This window comes from Actinomadura sp. WMMA1423 (assembly GCF_006547145.1).
Taxonomy (GTDB): Bacteria; Actinomycetota; Actinomycetes; order Streptosporangiales; family Streptosporangiaceae; genus Spirillospora.
In genome coordinates this window covers 3,936,545-3,953,339 of sequence record NZ_CP041244.1, presented here as the reverse complement: position 1 = coordinate 3,953,339, position 16,795 = coordinate 3,936,545, and the positions used below count along the sequence as shown (strand labels likewise).

The window sequence follows — 16,795 nt, the reverse complement described above, 5'->3', positions numbered from 1 at the left end:
CCCGGGGCGGGCACGCTCCCCGCGGTCACCAGCGGGGCTCCCGACAAAAGTAGTGGGTGACGCCGTTCTTGGACGCGTGGTTGGGAATCCGGCGCACCGCAGTCGGAGGTCGCACGCAATCACGACATGTCGGTACTGGTCAAGATTGCTGTCGCTGGTTTACCGAGATCACTGTGATGCTGCTCACATTGTGCACCCGTGGTGCGGAGCACGCCCCCCGAACCGCCCGGCGCGCCGCGAAAGCCCCACTCAGCGGCTAGGCTCGGAGCGGTTTCCCGGCGCATCCAGAGAAGACGGAGTCCATGAGCGATCTTCCGCTGCGTTCGCAGCTGGCCGTCGCGCTCGGTCGTACGGCCGCCAAGATGTCCCGAATGGCAGGCCGCGGGGACGGCTCGGTGATCGGCGGCCGGGTCGGCCTCCGGCTCGACCCCGAGCTGCTGACCAGGCTCGCCAAGGACCGCAAGCTCGTCCTCGTCAGCGCCACCAACGGCAAGACGACGACGACCCGGCTGATCACCTCGGCGATGACACCGCTCGGCGAGGTCGCCACCAACGCGTTCGGCGCGAACATGCCGACCGGGCACGTGTCGGCGCTGGCGTCCGCCCCGTCCGCCCGCTACGGCGTGCTGGAGTGCGACGAGAAGTACGTCCCGATGGTCCTGAGGGAGACCGGCGCGAACGTCGTCGCGCTGATGAACCTCAGCCGCGACCAGATGGACCGCGCCGCCGAGATCTGGCTGCTGGCCGGCAAGTGGCGGCGCGCGCTGGAGGCGTCCCCGACCAGCCACGTCATCGCCAACTGCGACGACCCACTGGTCACCTGGGGCGCGTCCACCGCCAAGAGCGTCACGTGGGTCGCCGCGGGCCAGCACTGGCGCGAGGACTCCTGGTGCTGCCCCGAGTGCGGCGGCCCCCTCGACCGGCAGGACACCGACGAGGACAGCGACTGGCGCTGCCGGCAGTGCCACTTCTCCCGCCCCCGCCCCGACTGGGCGCTCAAGGGCGACACGATCACCGCCCCGGACGGCCGCGCGTACTCGCTCGCGGGGCTGTCCCTGCCCGGCCGCGCGAACCGCTCGAACGCGCTCATCGCCCTCGCGGTGGTGGCGCAGTTCGGCGTCCCGCCCGAGCAGGCCCTGCCACTGCTGTCGCAGGTCACCTCCGTCGCCGGCCGCTACACGACGGTCGAGCACCAGGGGCGCTCGATCCGGCTGCTGCTGTCGAAGAACCCCGCCGGGTGGCTGGAGGCGTTCGACGTGCTGCAGCCCGCGCCGGGCCCGGTCGCGCTGTCGATCAACGCGCAGGGGCCCGACGGCCGCGACACGTCCTGGCTGTGGGACGTCGACTACCGCATCCTGCGGGGCCGCCCCGTGTGGGTCACCGGCGAGCGCCGCATCGACCTCGCCGCCCGGCTGGAGGCCGCCGAGGTGCCCTTCACGGTGGTGGACGACATCGACCAGGCGGTCATGGCCGTCCCGCCCGGGCACCTGGACGTGATCGCCAACTACACCGCCTTCCAGACCATCCGAACGAGGTACGGCCGTGTCGTCTGACCGCATCAAAATCGTCTGGATCTACCCGGACCTGCTCAGCACCTACGGCGACCAGGGCAACACGATCGTCCTGGAGCGGCGCGCGGCGCTGCGCGGCATCCCCACCGAGACCGTCAGCCTCCGGTCGGACGAGCACGTCCCCGCCGACGGCGACATCTACCTGCTCGGCGGCGGCGAGGACCGGCCGCAGATCCTCGCGGCGCAGCGGCTGCGGGGCGACGGCGGGCTCGCGCGGGCCGTCCAGTCCGGCGCGGTCGTGTTCGCGGTGTGCGCCGGCTACCAGCTGCTCGGCCACGAGTTCGGCGGCGAGGAGGGCCAGCCCGTCCCGGGCCTCGGCCTGCTCGACATCCGCTCCGGCCGCGGCGAGCAGCGCGCCGTGGGCGAGATCGTCGGCGACGTCGCGGCGGAGCTGAACGTCCCGCGCATCACCGGTTTCGAGAACCACCAGGGCGTCACGCAGATCGGGCCGAACGCGCGCCCGTTCGCGAAGGTGGTGCACGGCATCGGCAACGGCGACGGCAACGGCTTCGAGGGCGCCTACAGCGGCCGGGTCCTGGGCACCTACATGCACGGGCCGGCGCTCGTCCGCAACCCCGGCCTCGCCGACCTGCTGCTCGGCTGGGCCGTTGGCCGGCAGCTGCCGCCGCTGGACGACTCGTGGGCCGGGCGCCTGCGCGAGGAGCGCCTCCAGGCCGTCATGAGCTGATCGGTCCGCCATAACCGATCTGGCCGTTTCGGGGTGGTTCGCCCCCGGCGGACGGGTTCATCGGACGTTGCCCGATTGGGTCTGGTGCGGGGGGCCGGTCGCTGCCACCGTAGCGATCATGATCTGCTGCCGGCCCTCCCGCCGGGCGCTCCTGCGCTGGAGCGCCGTCGTCGCGGGCGCCTCGCTCCTCCCCGCCGTCGAGTCGGCGTCCGCGCGCGCTTCGGACGACGCCCAGCCGGTGAACCTCGAACTGGTCACCGTCACTGAGACCATGGCCGTCCTCACCTGGTACACCGGCGTCCCCGGAACGGACGACGGCCTCGGACGCATGCAGCCCGCGCCGTCCGACGCCGAGGTCCTCTACGGGACGCACCCCTCGCGCCTCGACCGCGTCGCCCACGGCCCGTCCGGCACCCCGTACCACTACGTCGAACTGACCGACCTGGAGCCGGGCCGCACGTACTACTACAGGGCCCGCTCCAGAGGACGGGACGCCGCGCCCACCTGGCTGGCCGCAGGCCAAGCGGCAGGCACGCCCTACGGAGACGTCTTCGCGTTCACGACCCCGCAACCACCCCCCGGCAGCCACCTCTTCTCGGTGGCCCTCTGCAACGACCTCCACCTGGGCGAGACCGTCGCCGGGCTGGTGGGGCAGCTTCCCTGGATCAAGGGCATCGAGCAGGTGCCCGGCCACCCGCCCTACCCGGAGGTGATGGCGAAGGCCCTGATCGCGGACGCGCGGGCCAGGGGAGCCGGATACCTTCTCGCGGCAGGGGACATCTCGAGCGAGGCGGCGCCCGCCGACCTCGCGAGCGCCAAGGGCATCCTCGACACCTTCGGGACCCTGGGCGACGACTACCTGATCGCCCGCGGCAACCACGACCGCGCCCATTCCGGGGCGCGGTACGGCGAGTGCAGTCCCGGCGAGCACCAGGGGAACGACTGCTTCAGGGACGCCTTCTCCCCGTCCGGGCGGACCTACTTCTCCCGCGACCTGCGGGGCCTGCGCGTCATCGGCCTCGACACCTACGACAAGCCGGGCGACGGCGGCGACTCCGGCGGCCTCTCCGCGGAGCAGCACGCCTGGTTCGAGGCGGAGCTGAGGAAGGAGCCGGAGCGGCCCACCCTCGTCTTCGGCCACCATCCGCTCTTCACCGAGAACGACCCGCTCTCCATCACCGGAGCCCACTCCCTCGACGCGGGCCAGTCGCTGCGGATCCTTTCTGCCTACAACCGGGCACCCGGGGTGTTCCTCCACCACGCGGGGCACACCCACCGCAACCAGCGGTCGGTGTTCCCGCTCGCGCCCCGGGTCGTCCAGCAGGAGGTCGGGGCGGTGAAGGAGTACCCGGGCGGTTTCACGCTCCTGCGCGTCCACACCGGCGGGTACGCCCTGAACTTCTACAAGACCCGCGCCGACGAGGCCCGCGCCTGGAGCGAGCGCAGCCGCCAGGAGCTGTCGGGGCAGTGGCCCCAGCTGTCCTTGGGGAACCGCTCGACCGACCGCAACACGGTCGTCGCCCGAGACCTCTCCGGCCTTTCCGGGGCGTGAGAGTCAGGTCTCGCCCCGCGTTCGGGTGCCTCGGGCGAAGGCCTCGGTGAAGGCGCGCTCGCCCAAGGCGGCGGTGGCGGCGGCGGTGACGCGGTCGACGTCGCCTCGCTCGGCGGGCGGGAGCGGGGCGTCCACGCTCCGGCGGGACGCGTCCGCCGCGCCGAGCAGTTCGGCGGCGCGCCCGGCGTCGCCGGCCAGGGCCGCCGCGCCCGCCAGCCCCTCCAGGGACAGGGCCAGCGCGCGGGGTTCGCCGATCGACCGGGCGATCCCCAGGCCGCGGGTGTGGTGCGCGAGCGCCCGCGCGGCGTCCCCTTCCAGCTCGGCGACGAAGCCGAGCTCGGCGGCCAGGAGGTGCTCCCCGATCTCGGACGAGTCGTACCCGTCCCGGATGCGGTGCAGGATCGCCCGCGCGCCGGCGAGGTCGCCCGAGCGGCGCGCCCCGAGGGCCAGGCCCATCAGCGCGTGCATCTCGCCGAACCGGTAGCCCTGCTCGACGGCCATCGCCCGCGCCCGCTCGTGCAGGTCGCGCGCCCGGTCCCAGTCCCGGCCGAGCAGCGCCAGCCGACCGAGGCCCGACAGGCGCGCGGAGACCTCCGCGCGCAGGTCCAGCTCCTCGGCGATCCGCAGCCCCTCGCGCTGGAGCCGCTCCGCCGCCGCGTAGTCGCCGCCGACCTCGGCGAGCATGGCGAGCGGCGAGACGGTCTGGAGCCGCCCCCATCCGTCCCCGAGCTCGGCGAACAGGGCGGCGGCGCGACCGCCCGCGTCCGCGATCGCGGCGAGGCGGCCCCGGACCTGTGCGAGCGTCGCGCGCAGGCCGAGCGCGGCGGCGGTGCCCCAGCGGTCGCCCGCCTCGCCGAACAGGCGCAGCGCGCGCTCGTTGGCGCGCGCGCTGCCGTCCGGGTCCCCGGCGTGGTAGAGCCCGTGCGCGTAGAGCCACAGGGCTCGGCCCCGCCGGACGGGGTCCGCGATGTCGTCCTCGCCCTGCGCGCCCCGAGCCGAGCGGTCGCCGGTCAGCAGCGCGAACGCCGCGGCCGGCAGGCGGAGCCCGGCCGCCTCCGGCGCCGCGTCCAGCACCGCCGACAGCGTGCGGCGCGCCTCGTGCAGGCGGCCTCGCAGCAGCCACCACCAGCACAGCGCCGTGCCGAGGCGCACCGCCTCCGCCGCGCCGGGGCGCCGCAGCGCCTCCTCCAGCGCGGCGCGCAGGTTCGCCGCGTCGGCGTCGAGGCGGTCGAGCCAGGCCCGCTGCTCCGGCCCGCGCAGGTGCGGCTCGGCCCGCTCGGCGAGGTCGAGGTAGTGGCGCAGGTGCCGGTCGCGGGCGCCGTCCAGGTCGTCCGCCTCGCGCAGGCGTTCCGCCGCGTACGCGGCCACGGACTCCAGAAGGCGGTAGCGGGGACCGGACGGCCCGTCCACCATCACGACCAGCGACCGGTCGACCAGCCGGGTGAGCAGGTCGAGGACGTCCTCCTCGCGCACGTCGCCGCCCGCGCAGACGGCCTCCGCCGCGTCCAGGCCGCAGCCGTCCACGTGCACGGCGAGCCTGCGCAGCACGGCGCGCTCGGCCGGGCCGAGCGGCTCCCAGCTCCAGTCGATCACCGCCCGCAGCGTCCGCTGCCGGGCCGGCGCCCCGCGCGGTCCCGTGGTGAGGACGCCGAAGCGGTCGGTGAGGCGCCGCGCCAGCTCCCGCACGCCGAGGGCACGGACGCGGGTCGCCGCCAGCTCCAGCGCGAGCGGGATGCCGTCGAGGCGCCGGCAGATCTCCGCGACCGCCGCGCGGTCGGCGTCCAGGGCGAAGCCGGGCGCCGACGCGGCGGCGCGGTCGGCGAACAGCCGTACGGCGTCGTCCTTCCGCAGCGGCTCGACCAGGTACACCGTCTCGCCCGTCAGCCCGAGCGGCTCGCGGCCGGTGGCGAGGATCCGCAGGCCGGCCGCGCCGCGCAGCAGCAGCTCCGCCAGCTCGGCGGCCCGGTCGACCACGTGCTCGCAGTTGTCGAGGACGAGCAGCATCCGCCTGCCGCGCAGCGCCGCCGACAGCCGCCGCACACCGTCGCCCTCCGGTGCTCCGGCCGCGGGGGCGCCGGGCATGTCGTCGCGGAGCCCGAGCACGGCCGAGACCTCCTGCGCCAGCTCGGCGGTGCCGCCGCGCCGGGCCGCCAGCTCGACGAGCCACACCCCGTCCGGGAAACCGTCCCCGGTGAGCCGCGCGGCCGCTTCGAGCGCGAGCCGCGTCTTGCCGACCCCTCCCGGGCCGGTCAGCGTCACCAGGCGCGCCGTCCCGAGGAGGCGCTCGACGTCGTCCAGGCAGCGGTCCCGGCCGATCAGCCCGGTGAGCGGGACGGGCAGGTTCGAACGCCGCTCCGGTTCCGGCGGGGCGAGCGCCGCGTCCTGCCGCAGGATCGCCTCGTGCAGCGCGGCCAGCTCGGGACTCGGGTCGAGGCCGAGCTCGTCCGCCAGCACCTCGCGCAACTCGGCGTAGGCGGCGAGCGCCTCGCCCTGCCGTCCCGACCGGTACAGCGCCCGCATCTGGACGGCCCGCAGCCGCTCCCGCAGCGGGTGCCGGGCCACCAGGCCGGCGAGCTCCCCGGCGAGCAGCAGGTGCTCGCCCGCGCCGAGCCGGGCCTCGGCGCGCTCCTCCAGCACCGCGAGGCGCTCGTCGGCCAGCCGGTCCGCCGCCGCCCGCGCGAACTCCTCGTCGGCGAAGTCGGCGAACGCCGCGCCGCGCCACAGGCCCAGCGCCTCGGTGAGCAGTTCGGCGCGCTCCTTCGGCTCGGTCAGCGCCCGCGCCCGCGCCGCCAGCGAGCGGAAGCGGTCGGCGTCGACCTCGTCGCCGGGGCCGTCGAGGCGGAGCCGGTACCCGTTCGCCTCGCGGACCACGCGGTCACGCCCGAGGGCGCGCCGCAGCTGGGAGACCTTGGCCTGGAGCGCGTTCGCGGGGTTGCCGGGCAGGTCGTCGCCCCACAGGTCGTGGACGAGGCGGTCGGCGGGAACGGCCCGCCCCTCGTGCACCAGCAGATCGGCGAGCAGCGCCCGGACCTTCGCCTCCGGGATCCGGACCGGCGCCCCCTCTTCGTCCCGCACCGTGAGCGGGCCGAGCACGCCAAACCGCATGCCAGCACGGTACCCGCCGAGCGCCCGCGGGCCGTCAGCGGACCGTCAGCGCCTCCGAAGCGCCGTCCGGCACGGTCGCACCATGCGAACAGCGGAGAGAACGACCGCCCCGGCCGGACGGTCCGGCCGGGGGCTTCCCCTGCCGGCGCTGCTGGCGCTGGCGACGGCGGTCTTCATCACGAGCCTGACCGAGACGCTTCCCGCCGGGCTGCTGCCCGCGATGAGCGCGAGCCTGCACGTCGGCGAGTCAGCGACCGGTCAGACCGTGACGATCTACGCGATCGGCACGGCGCTGACCGCCGTCCCGCTGACCGCCGCGACCGCCGGCTGGCGGCGCCGCCGCCTCCTGCTGACGACCGTCGCGGGGTTCGCCGTCGCCAACACCGTCACGGCGCTGTCGACCCACTACGTGCTGACCATGGCGGCCCGGTTCGCCGCCGGGGTCGCGGCAGGCCTCGCCTGGGCGCTGCTCGCCGGGTACGCCCGCCGCCTCGTGCCCGCGCACCTGGAAGGACGCGCGATCGCCGTCGCCATGGCGGGCATCCCGGTCGCGCTGTCCCTCGGCGTCCCGGCCGGGACGTTCCTCGGCTCGGCCCTCGGCTGGCAGGCCGCGTTCCTGACCATGACCGGGCTGACCGTCGTCCTGCTCGGCTGGATCGCCGCGTCCGTCCCGGACTTCCCCGGGCGCCGCGCGGGGGAGCGGACGGGCGGCGGAAACGTCCTGCGCGTCCCCGGGGTCGCGGCCGTGCTGTTCGTGACGCTCGTGTTCGTCCTCGCCCACACGATCCTCTACACCTACATCGCCGCGATCCTCGACGGGCTCGGGATGGGCGCGTCCACCGACCGCGTGCTGCTGGCCTTCGGGGCGGCGTCCCTGGCCGGCATCTGGGTGGTCGGCGCGCACATCCACCGCCGCCTGCGCGCGCTCATGGTCGCCGGGACGCTGCTGGTCGCCGCTGCCGCCGCCGTCCTCGCGCTGTGGGCGGACGTCCCCGTCCTCGTCTACGCCGCCGTGGTGCTGTGGGGCCTCGGCTGGGGCGGCGCGCCCACCCTGCTCCAGACCGCCGCCGGGGACGCGGGCGGCGACGCGGCCGACGCGGCGCAGGCCATGCTCGTCACCCTCTGGAACGTCGCCATGGCCGGCGGCGGAATCGCCGGAGGCGTCCTGCTGCACGTTTCCGGCTCCACATCGCTCGCCTGGAGCACCCTCGCGCTCCTCGCGCCGGTCCTCGCGACCGTCCTCGCCGCCCGGACCCACGGCTTCCCCGCCCACCGCTGACTTCCCCGCACACCACCTGAAAGGGACAGGACAATGGAGACCGCACTCACCGAACCGGCCCGCCTCGGCGGACTCGTCCTGCCGAACCGCCTGGTGATGGCCCCGATGACCCGCAACCGCGCGGACGCGGCCGGCGTCCCGACCGACCTCATGGCGACCTACTACGCGCAGCGCGCCACCGCCGGACTGATCATCGCCGAGGCCGCCACCCCGAACGCGGTCGGCCTGACGTACCCGAACATCCCGGCGATCCACGCCCCCGCCCACGTGGCCGGATGGCGGCGCGTCACCGGCACCGTCCACGACGCGGGCGGCCGGATGTTCCTCCAGATCCAGCACGGCGGGCGGATCGGGCATCCCGGCAACAGCGGCCTGCACCCGGTGGCGCCCTCGCCCGTCCCGCTGCCGGACACGATCCACACGCCGTCCGGGCCGCGGCCCTCCGTCGTGCCCCGGGAGATGACCGCCGACGACATCCGCTCCACCGTCGCCGACTTCGCGGCCGCGGCCCGCAACGCCGTCGCCGCGGGCTTCGCCGGGGTGGAGGTGCACTCCGCGAACGGCTACCTGCTGCACCAGTTCCTGTCCCGCGCCACCAACCACCGCACCGACGCCTACGGCGGCCCGGCCGAGGCGCGGATCAGGTTCACGGTCGAGGTGACCCGCGCCGTCGCCGACGCCATCGGCCCGGACCGCGTCGGCGTGCGGATCTCGCCCGGGGTCACCGCCAACGCCATGCACGAGGACGACCTGGACGACGTCTACCCCGCCCTCGTCCGCGCCCTGGCTGAGATCTCCCCGACCTACCTGCACGTCGTCTACGCCGACCCTGGCAACCCCCTCTTCCACACCATCCGCCGCGCGTGGCCCGGGCCCCTGATCGCCAACCCGGTGCTGCCGGACGTCACCACCGACCACGTCGTCCGCGAGTCGTCCCGCGTCCTCGCCGCCGGAGCCGACCTCGTCGCCCTGGGCCGCCCCTTCCTGGCGAACCCCGACCTCGTCGAACGCCTCCGCCTCGGCGCGCCGCTGAACCCCGTCCAGGACCGGCACCTCATGTACACGGGCTCCGCCGCCGGCTACACCGACTACCCGACCCTGGCCCTCGTCCCGCAGCGATGACTTTCCGGGTCGTCCGTGGTCATCTCCCTGACCGCTACTAAGGAGATGACCATGGACCTCCCCCAGGGCGACGTGCGCCTGCTCGAAACCGACGTCGCCCAGCGCCTGCTCCAGTCGACGATCCCGGCCCGCCTTGCCTACGTCGCCCCCGACGGGACGCCCCGCGTCATGTCGACCTGGTTCACCTGGACGGGCGACGAACTGGTGATGGCGACCTACCTGCGCTGCCCGCCGATGGGCATCCTGCGCCCCGCCGCCCGCGTCCGCGCGCTCCGCGAACGCCCCGACGCCGCCGTCACCATCGACACCGACTCCCAGCCCCCGGAGGTCCTCCTGCTGCGCGGCCGCGTCTCGATCACCGAGGTGGACGGCATGGTCCCCGAGCAGGCGCGGTCGGCCCGCCGCTACCTGGGCGAGGAAGGCGGCGCGGGCTACGTGGCCGGCGCCGAGCACCCGGAGACCCGCATGGCCCGCATCGCCCTGCGCCCCACCTGGGTGGGCGTCATCGACTTCCGGACCCGCCGGCCCACCCTCATGACCCCCTGACAGGCCGTCCGCCCGCGAGGACTCCCCCTGACCGGGCCGGCCGCCCCGGTCAGGGGGAGCCCTCGGTGGCGCAGGAGTCGAGGTAGGGGGCCAGTTCCCGGGCGACGGTGCGCAGGGGACGGGTGCTCCGCTCGGCCCTGGCCAGGAGGATGGCGCCTTCCAGGGAGCTGACCATCAGGGTCGCGAGGGCGGTCGCCCTGCGGGGCGGGACGCCCATCGCGGCCAGCTCGCGGGCGACCGGCCGCCGCCAGGCGGCGAAGGCGGCGGCCGCGGCGGCGCGGGTGGACTCCACCGAGTCCGCGCAGTCGACCGTGGCGGCGGCCACGGGGCAGCCGCGGTCGAACCCGGTCGCCTCGAACTCGTCGGTCCACTGGCGGACCATCGACGCGAAGAGCCTGCCCGGCGTGGGGCGCGACATGGCGGCCATGAAACGGGCGACGCGGTCGCTCGCGTAGCGTCCGGCCCATTCCACGGCCTCGTTGACCAGCTGCTCCTTGCCGCCGGGGAAGTAGTGCTGCAACGAGCCCCGCGGCGCCCCGGCGTGCTCGGCGACCTCGCGCAGGCCGGTCGAGGTGACGCCGTCGCGGCGGATGAGCTGGGCCGCGCTGAAGACCATCCGCTGCCGCGGGTCCCGCCCACCGGTCGCCAAGATCGCTCCTCCGAATTAACTTTCGCGGGCTATTGCCGTATCTACCTGGATCATTATCATGACCATTGTCATAACTCGCAAGGGCGCGAAGGTGATGGTGGACATGGACGCGGGTTTCATCGGCCTCGGTGTCATGGGGCGGCCCATGGCGCTCAACCTCGTCCGGGCGGGGACCCGCCTCGTCGTCTGGAACCGCACCGCCGCGAAGTGCGAGCCGCTGCGCGCCGCGGGGGCGGCTGTCGCGGCCGACCCCGCCGACGTCTTCCGCCGCACGCGCGTGGTGTTCCTCATGCTGGCCGACGGGCCCGCCATCGACTCCGCGCTCGGACGCGGCACGCCGGACTTCGCGGCGAACGTCCGGGACCGGGTCGTCGTCCACATGGGGACGACCTCGCCGGGCTACTCGCGGGGCCTCGAAGCGGACGTCCGCGGCGCGGGTGGACGGTACGTCGAGGCGCCCGTGTCCGGTTCGCGCGGACCCGCGGAGTCCGGGGAACTCGTCGCGATGCTGGCCGGGGAGCCCTCGGACGTCGACGCCGTCCGGCCCCTGATGGGCCCCATGTGCGGCGACGTGTTCGCCTGCGGGCCGGTTCCGCAGGCGCTCCAGACGAAGCTCGCCGTCAACCTGTACCTGATCACCATGGTCACCGGGCTGGCCGAGGCGTTCCACTTCGCCGAGCGGCACGGGCTGGACCGGGAGCGGCTGCTGGAGGTGCTCGACGCCGGGCCGATGGCCAGCACCGTGTCGCGCGCCAAGGGCCGCAAGCTGCTCGACCGCGACTTCGCCGTCCAGGCGTCCATCGTCAACGTCCTGGACAACAACCGCCTCATCGCGGAGGCCGCCCGCGCCGCGCGGCTCGCCTCGCCGCTGCTGGACGCGTGCCACGCCCTCTACGGCGAGACCGTCGCACTGGGCCACGGCGACGCCGACATGGCCGCCGTCGTCCAGGCCCTGGAGGCCCGTACAGCCGCCCCAGTGACCGTCGTCTAGGACGTCCCGAATCCGCTTGTCCGCCTTTGCGGCGTGGCGTTAGCGTGCCGAAAGTGGATCACTTCTCACGCTCGTGGACGGCGCTGCTCGCGGCGGTCGAGGGCCTTCCGGACAAGGACTTCGGGCGGCCGTCCGGGTGCGCCGGCTGGCTCGTGCGGGACCTGGTGTGCCACCTGGTCATCGACGCCCAGGACGTCCTGATCACCCTGGTCACGCCCGAGGACGCCGAACCGACCGTGGACGCGGCCACCTATTGGAAGCTCGTCGAGCCGCCGACCGGCGACGACCCCCTCGACGCGCTGATCCCGCGGCTGGCCGCCGCCTACGAGGAGCCGCGGCTGCTCAGGTTCCACCTCGACGACGTGGGGCGGGCGGCGGGCCGCGCGGCGCGGCTCGCCGACCCCGCCGCCCGCGTCGGCACCCAGGACGAGGTGCTGACGGCCGGCGACTACCTGTCCGCCTACGTGATCGAGTGGACGCTGCACCACCTCGACCTCGTCGCGCACCTCCCGGAGGGGCCCGAACCGCCCGCCGAGACCCTCGCGGCGGCGCGCGGGCTGCTGGAGAGGATCGCCGGAACCGCGTTCCCCGCCTCGCTCTCCGACCGGGACGCGCTGCTGGTCGGCACCGGCCGCCGCGCCCCGACCGCCGCTGAGCGGGCCGAACTGGGCGATCTGGCCGGAAGGGTTCCCTTCATCCTCGGCTGAGGGCTGGATCGGCTCGACTTCATACCCGCGGACGGTGCGAAGGAGGCCAGGTTCTGACCGCTTTGGTTCCTAGCGTGGACGTGTACGGAGACGACACGACCGAAGGCGGAGACCATGGACGTCATAGACGGGACGAACGTGACGGGTGAGCGGGCCGACCTGCTGGCGGAACTGGCCAAGGCGCGCCACTTCCTGCGGTTCACCACCAGGGACCTCACCGACGAGCAGGCCGGGCAGCGGACCACGGCCAGCGAACTGTGCCTCGGCGGCCTCATCAAGCACGTCACGTCCTGCGAGCGGAGCTGGGTGGACTTCATCCTGGAAGGCCCCTCCGCGATGGGCGACTTCACCAAGATGACCGAGGAGGACTGGAAGCGGCGCGCCGACGAGTTCACGATGCTGCCCGGCGAGACGCTGGCCGGTGTGCTGGACGCCTACACCGAGGTGGCGCGCCGCACCGACGAGCTGATCCCCACCCTCCCCGACCTGGGGGCCGTGCGGGAGCTGCCCAAGGCGCCGTGGAACACCGAGACGCACTGGACGATCCGCAGGGTGCTCCTGCACGTCATCGAGGAGACGGCCCACCACGCGGGCCACGCCGACATCATCCGGGAGTCGATGGACGGCGCCAAGAGCATGGGCTGACCCCGGGTCAGCGGGCGGCCGGTTCCTCCTCGCGGGGCTTCCTCTCGCGGCGCTTGCGCAGGGAACCGGCCTTGGCCTTCTCCTCCGGGTGGTGGTGGACGCGGACCAGGCTCGCCCCCGTGGTGAAGAGCAGGATCACCAGGATCACCCCCAGGGACAGCGTCGTCGGGATCTCGGGGACGGACTTGGAGACGTCCTGATGCAGGAACTCCAGGATCAGCTTGCAGCCGATGAACGCGAGGATCACCGACAGGCCGATCGACAGGTAGACCAGGCGTTCGAGCAGGCCCTCGATGAGGAAGTAGAGGGCGCGCAGCCCCAGCAGCGCGAACGCGTTGGCGGTGAAGACGATGAACGGGTCGTCGGTGACGCCGAACACGGCCGGGATGGAGTCCAGCGCGAACAGCACGTCCGTGCTCCCGATGGCGACGAAGACCAGCAGCAGCGGCGTCATCACGCGCTGGCCGTCCTCGTGCGCGAGCATCCGCCCGCCGTGGAAGTCCTGGCTGACCGGCAGGATCTTGCGGGCGCGGCGGACGAGGAAGGTGTCCTCGACGTCGGGCTCCTCGTTCCGGTGCCGGATGAGCTGCACCGCCGTCCAGATCAGGATCAGCCCGAAGATCAGGAACGTGAAGGAGAACAGGTTGATCGCTGCGGCGCCGACCGCGATCAGGACGACCCGCAGGAGCAGCGCCGCGGCGATGCCGAACAGCAGCGTCTTCTGCTGGTACTCGGCGGGCACCGAGAACTTGGCCATGATGATCACGAAGACGAACAGGTTGTCGACCGACAGGCTCTTCTCCACGATCCAGCCGGAGAAGTACTCGGTGCCCGCGGTCGACCCGGCGAGCATCCACACCGCGCCGCCGAACAGGACCGCGACGGCGATGTAGAACACCGACCAGAACGTCGCCTCCCGGATGTGCACGGCGTGCGGCCGCCGGACGGCGACCAGCAGGTCGAACACGAAGAGCGCGATGATCAGTGCGATCGTCGCGCCCCAGGCCCATGCGGGTATGTCGGCCATCCGGCGGCTCCAGTCTCGGGGGTGCGTCGGCACTCCTATTTCCGTTCTCCGGCCGTTCTACCGCCACGGCCCCCTGCCCCCGGCGCGAGAATCGGCTGCTGGAACCGGGTACGGGCACTCAGACGGCTCTGAGTACCCGCGCCGATGCCGCCGGGGGAGGCCGGCGGCCATGCTCTCGGCATGGACACCTCCCGCTGGCGCCCGCCGGCCCTCGCCGCCAAGGCGGCCCTCCTCGCGCTGCTGGCCCTCGCCGTCGCCTTCCCCGAGTGGGACCGGTTCGCCGACAAGGCGATGGGCGTGCGGGTGGCCGCCTACCCCGCCGCCGTCATGCTCGTCACGCTCGTCTGGGCGCTGCGCGGCCGGGGCCGGCCCTTCCCGTGGGACGTCGACCTCCTCGTCACCGCGCCCTTCGTCGTGGACGTCGCCGGGAACGCCGCCGACCTCTACGACACGGTCGGCTGGTTCGACGACGCCTGCCACTTCGGCAACTGGGCCCTCCTGAGCGCCGCCGCGGGCGTCGCCCTGCGCCGCTGGGCGGGCCTCAGGACCTGGACGCTGGGCCTGATGTGCACCGGCCTGGGCGCCGTCACGGCCATCCTGTGGGAGTTCTTCGAGTACGGCGTCTTCATCCTCGACACCCCCGAGACCGTCACGATCTACCGCGACACCATCGGCGACCTCATGCTCGGCCTCGCCGGGTCGGCCGCCGCGGGGCTCGCGCTGGGCCTGCGGAGCGCGCGGCCGTCCCGTGCCCGGGCGGGCGGCCCGGGGATGGACGTGCGCCCCGTGCCGCCGGACGTCCGCCTCGTGTCAGTGGACGAGCTCGTGTCAGTGGACGAGCTCGTGTCAGTAGACGAGGGCCTGGACGTCCGGAAGGGTGATCTCTTCGACGAAGGTCGGGGCGCCTGCGATGCGGATGCCGGGCAGCACGTCGTCCGGGCCGATGTCGCGGCGTGCGGCGCACTGGGTGCACAGCGTGACGCGGCCCGCGGACAGCACGACCCCGAGAAGGTCGTCCAGGGGAGTGGCGTGCGGCAGTGAGAACCCGGCGGCCCGCCCCGGCAGCGCGAACCATGCCGCCTCCCCGGTCAGCCACAGGGAGATCGGGACCCCGCTCGCCGCGGCGGCCGCCGCCACCGTGAACGCCTGGTTGCAGCGCTCGGGTGCGTCCGCGCCGGCCGTCACCTTGATGACCAGTGGTCTTGCCATGCAGGGCACTCTAGTCCGGTGTTCCGCGTAGCATCCTGCGATGTGGTCGGGTTGGTGAACGCGGGGATCCTCGTCGTCGTGCTGGGTCTGGTGGCGGTCGCGGCCGTCCTTCTGGTGATCAAGTTGGGCCGGCTCAGGTAGGCCGGGCGCGTCAGTCGAAGTAGAGGTGCTCGACGGCGACGACCGCGGCGCAGGCGAGGAAGATCGCCGCGCCGCCGCCGTACCCGACGGCCATGAACATCACGGCGCGGCGCCGGTACTCGCGGCGCGTCCGCGTGCTGATGGCGTACTGGCCGGTCTCCCTGTCCTTGCCGACGGAGCCGCCGGCCGCGGTGCCGAGGACGAAGAGCGGCTGGTCGGCCGGCAGGATCCACTCCTCGTACCGGTACTCCGCGACCTCCCCGTCCACGCCGGGCAGTTCCCCGTTCGCGGGGCGGCGCTCGTCCATCGTCCGGACGGCGCCGTCCACGGCCGCGGCGGACGGGTCGATGAGGACGTGCCCCGTCCCGTCCCGCAGGTGAAAGGGCGTCTTCGACTTCTCGTCGATGAAGACGCGCTTGCCCGACTTGGTGCGGGCCGTCGCCTTCGTCTTGTACCAGGCGCAGGGCCGGCCGGAGAACGGGGCGGGCTGGACGGCGAGGGCCGTCCCGCTGACCTGGCACGGGACGCCGTCGTGGAGCCCGGCGAGGCCGGCGCAGTCCGTCTGGACGGCGCGGTGCAGGTTGCGGAACCGGATCCGCCAGACCCAGCCCGCGGCCAGCAGGCCGGCCGCGATGATCAGTGGGACCACCATGCTCACGGTGAGGGTCGACACGCTCACATGATCGGGCCGCCGTCCCGGTCCGGACAGGGACGCCGGTCCCGGACCGGAGGGGACGGCCCGCACGGGGACGCGGGTGGTTTCGCGCGCCGCTACGCTCGGTGCCCATGGACGTTGAGCTGCACCCGGACCTTGAGCCGCTGAAGTTCCTCCTCGGCACCTGGGAGGGCGCCGGTGTGGGCGGCTATCCGACGATCGAGTCGTTCAACTTCGGCCAGGAGATCTCGTTCACGCACGTCGGGAAGCCCTTCCTGGTGTACGCGAGCCGGACCTGGAAGATCGAGGAGGACGGCACGCTCGGACGTCCGCTGGGCATGGAGACGGGCTACTGGCGTCCCCGGCCCGACCACCAGGTCGAGGTGACGCTGGCCCACCCCACCGGCATCGTCGAGATCTACGTGGGGAACGTGGCGTTCAACCGGGTGGAGCTGCACACCGACGTCGTCGCCCGGACGGAGTCGGCCAAGGAGGTCACCGGCGGCCACCGCCTCTACGGCCTGATCGGCGAGGACCTCGGCTGGGCGTACGACATGGCCGCGATGGGGCAGGAGCTCCAGTCCCACCTGTCGGCGCAGCTGAAGAAGGTCTCCTAGACCCCCGGACATGAACGATCCCCGGACCTTCCCGCCGGGTGGCGGGGCGACGGACAGGACGGGTCCGTCGGTCCGGGGACCGGGTAACTGCCTGGTATTCGCCGGTCACCGTCGCGACCGGCTACCCCCGCCGGAGGCGGGGGATCCGAGGCGGAACGGCGACTAGCGGACAGTCACCTCGCGAGTCCTACAAGCAACCATTGTTTAGGACCACCTCCTTTCGCGCGTATCCCGAACGTATGCGACGCCCGCGCGACGAGGCAAGAGGGTTTTCCCACGGCAGAACCGGAC

General features: G+C 73.7%; 15 protein-coding genes. 10 read left to right on the top strand and 5 right to left on the bottom strand.

What is annotated here, in order from left to right:
- Positions 1 to 302 precede the first annotated feature (302 nt).
- The 3 genes from FKD65_RS18325 (at position 303) to FKD65_RS18315 (ending at position 3,811) form a co-directional block, all read left to right on the top strand.
- Positions 303 to 1,553 carry a Mur ligase family protein gene (locus FKD65_RS18325; protein ID WP_141578654.1) on the top strand — a complete coding sequence of 417 codons (1,251 nt, stop codon included), beginning with the start codon at positions 303 to 305 and terminating at the stop codon, positions 1,551 to 1,553.
- Positions 1,543 to 2,259 (top strand): type 1 glutamine amidotransferase, encoded by a 717-nt coding sequence (locus FKD65_RS18320; protein ID WP_141578653.1) that lies wholly within the window; start codon positions 1,543 to 1,545, stop codon positions 2,257 to 2,259. Before FKD65_RS18325 ends, FKD65_RS18320 begins: the two co-directional genes overlap by 11 nt.
- A gap of 118 nt (positions 2,260 to 2,377) precedes the next feature.
- Complete coding sequence (locus FKD65_RS18315; protein WP_141578652.1) at positions 2,378 to 3,811, top strand: metallophosphoesterase family protein; 1,434 nt, start codon at positions 2,378 to 2,380, stop codon at positions 3,809 to 3,811.
- A gap of 3 nt (positions 3,812 to 3,814) precedes the next feature.
- On the opposite strand, the gene FKD65_RS18310 is transcribed toward FKD65_RS18315, so the two are convergent.
- Positions 3,815 to 6,916, bottom strand: a complete 3,102-nt coding sequence (locus tag FKD65_RS18310; RefSeq protein ID WP_205718699.1) for a BTAD domain-containing putative transcriptional regulator — start codon at positions 6,914 to 6,916, stop codon at positions 3,815 to 3,817.
- An 82-nt stretch (positions 6,917 to 6,998) separates the two neighbouring features.
- Between FKD65_RS18310 and FKD65_RS18305 the strand changes: the two genes are divergently transcribed.
- From FKD65_RS18305 to FKD65_RS18295, 3 genes are read left to right on the top strand one after another with little or no spacing between them, the layout of a single operon-like run.
- The gene (locus FKD65_RS18305; RefSeq protein WP_141578651.1) at positions 6,999 to 8,195 is read left to right on the top strand and encodes an MFS transporter; all 1,197 of its coding nucleotides are present in this window, start codon (positions 6,999 to 7,001) and stop codon (positions 8,193 to 8,195) included.
- A gap of 33 nt (positions 8,196 to 8,228) precedes the next feature.
- On the top strand, positions 8,229 to 9,317 hold the full coding sequence (locus FKD65_RS18300; protein ID WP_141578650.1) for an alkene reductase: 1,089 nt from the start codon (positions 8,229 to 8,231) through the stop codon (positions 9,315 to 9,317).
- 51 nt (positions 9,318 to 9,368) lie between these two features.
- A complete protein-coding gene (locus FKD65_RS18295; RefSeq protein WP_240810219.1) occupies positions 9,369 to 9,863 on the top strand; it encodes a pyridoxamine 5'-phosphate oxidase in 495 nt (164 codons plus the stop codon).
- Positions 9,864 to 9,912: 49 nt separating this feature from the next.
- On the opposite strand, the gene FKD65_RS18290 is transcribed toward FKD65_RS18295, so the two are convergent.
- Positions 9,913 to 10,512 carry a TetR/AcrR family transcriptional regulator gene (locus FKD65_RS18290; protein WP_240810218.1) on the bottom strand — a complete coding sequence of 200 codons (600 nt, stop codon included), beginning with the start codon at positions 10,510 to 10,512 and terminating at the stop codon, positions 9,913 to 9,915.
- Positions 10,513 to 10,570: 58 nt separating this feature from the next.
- Here FKD65_RS18290 and FKD65_RS18285 point away from each other — a divergent pair, with 58 nt between their 5' ends.
- From FKD65_RS18285 to FKD65_RS18275, 3 genes are all read left to right on the top strand, one after another.
- Positions 10,571 to 11,503, top strand: coding sequence for an NAD(P)-dependent oxidoreductase (locus tag FKD65_RS18285; RefSeq protein ID WP_240810217.1), 933 nt, complete (start codon positions 10,571 to 10,573; stop codon positions 11,501 to 11,503).
- Between the two features lie 53 nt (positions 11,504 to 11,556).
- On the top strand, positions 11,557 to 12,210 hold the full coding sequence (locus FKD65_RS18280) for a maleylpyruvate isomerase N-terminal domain-containing protein (protein ID WP_141578648.1): 654 nt from the start codon (positions 11,557 to 11,559) through the stop codon (positions 12,208 to 12,210).
- 114 nt (positions 12,211 to 12,324) lie between these two features.
- Positions 12,325 to 12,855 carry a DinB family protein gene (locus FKD65_RS18275; protein WP_141578647.1) on the top strand — a complete coding sequence of 177 codons (531 nt, stop codon included), beginning with the start codon at positions 12,325 to 12,327 and terminating at the stop codon, positions 12,853 to 12,855.
- A 7-nt stretch (positions 12,856 to 12,862) separates the two neighbouring features.
- Here FKD65_RS18275 and FKD65_RS18270 read toward each other — a convergent pair whose 3' ends face one another.
- The 3 genes from FKD65_RS18270 to FKD65_RS18260 all read right to left on the bottom strand — a co-directional run bounded on the left by FKD65_RS18270 (position 12,863) and on the right by FKD65_RS18260 (position 15,905).
- Complete coding sequence (locus FKD65_RS18270; RefSeq protein ID WP_141578646.1) at positions 12,863 to 13,882, bottom strand: TerC family protein; 1,020 nt, start codon at positions 13,880 to 13,882, stop codon at positions 12,863 to 12,865.
- Between the two features lie 846 nt (positions 13,883 to 14,728).
- Positions 14,729 to 15,091, bottom strand: a complete 363-nt coding sequence (locus tag FKD65_RS18265; protein ID WP_141578645.1) for a DsrE family protein — start codon at positions 15,089 to 15,091, stop codon at positions 14,729 to 14,731.
- 151 nt (positions 15,092 to 15,242) lie between these two features.
- A complete protein-coding gene (locus tag FKD65_RS18260) occupies positions 15,243 to 15,905 on the bottom strand; it encodes a GIDE domain-containing protein (protein WP_141578644.1) in 663 nt (220 codons plus the stop codon).
- A gap of 113 nt (positions 15,906 to 16,018) precedes the next feature.
- Between FKD65_RS18260 and FKD65_RS18255 the strand changes: the two genes are divergently transcribed.
- Positions 16,019 to 16,504 carry an FABP family protein gene (locus FKD65_RS18255; RefSeq protein ID WP_141578643.1) on the top strand — a complete coding sequence of 162 codons (486 nt, stop codon included), beginning with the start codon at positions 16,019 to 16,021 and terminating at the stop codon, positions 16,502 to 16,504.
- The last annotated feature ends 291 nt before the right edge of the window (positions 16,505 to 16,795 follow it).

What these genes read in the sequence shown, in the direction of transcription:
- FKD65_RS18325 (WP_141578654.1), top strand. Translation starts at nt 303, where the DNA reads ATGAGCGATCTTCCGCTGCGTTCGCAGCTGGCCGTCGCGCTCGGTCGT.
- FKD65_RS18315 (WP_141578652.1), top strand. Translation starts at nt 2,378, where the DNA reads ATGATCTGCTGCCGGCCCTCCCGCCGGGCGCTCCTGCGCTGGAGCGCC.
- FKD65_RS18310 (WP_205718699.1), bottom strand. Translation starts at nt 6,916, where the DNA reads ATGCGGTTTGGCGTGCTCGGCCCGCTCACGGTGCGGGACGAAGAGGGG.
- FKD65_RS18305 (WP_141578651.1), top strand. Translation starts at nt 6,999, where the DNA reads ATGCGAACAGCGGAGAGAACGACCGCCCCGGCCGGACGGTCCGGCCGG.
- FKD65_RS18300 (WP_141578650.1), top strand. Translation starts at nt 8,229, where the DNA reads ATGGAGACCGCACTCACCGAACCGGCCCGCCTCGGCGGACTCGTCCTG.
- FKD65_RS18295 (WP_240810219.1), top strand. Translation starts at nt 9,369, where the DNA reads ATGGACCTCCCCCAGGGCGACGTGCGCCTGCTCGAAACCGACGTCGCC.
- FKD65_RS18285 (WP_240810217.1), top strand. Translation starts at nt 10,571, where the DNA reads ATGACCATTGTCATAACTCGCAAGGGCGCGAAGGTGATGGTGGACATG.
- FKD65_RS18275 (WP_141578647.1), top strand. Translation starts at nt 12,325, where the DNA reads ATGGACGTCATAGACGGGACGAACGTGACGGGTGAGCGGGCCGACCTG.
- FKD65_RS18270 (WP_141578646.1), bottom strand. Translation starts at nt 13,882, where the DNA reads ATGGCCGACATACCCGCATGGGCCTGGGGCGCGACGATCGCACTGATC.
- FKD65_RS18265 (WP_141578645.1), bottom strand. Translation starts at nt 15,091, where the DNA reads ATGGCAAGACCACTGGTCATCAAGGTGACGGCCGGCGCGGACGCACCC.
- FKD65_RS18255 (WP_141578643.1), top strand. Translation starts at nt 16,019, where the DNA reads ATGGACGTTGAGCTGCACCCGGACCTTGAGCCGCTGAAGTTCCTCCTC.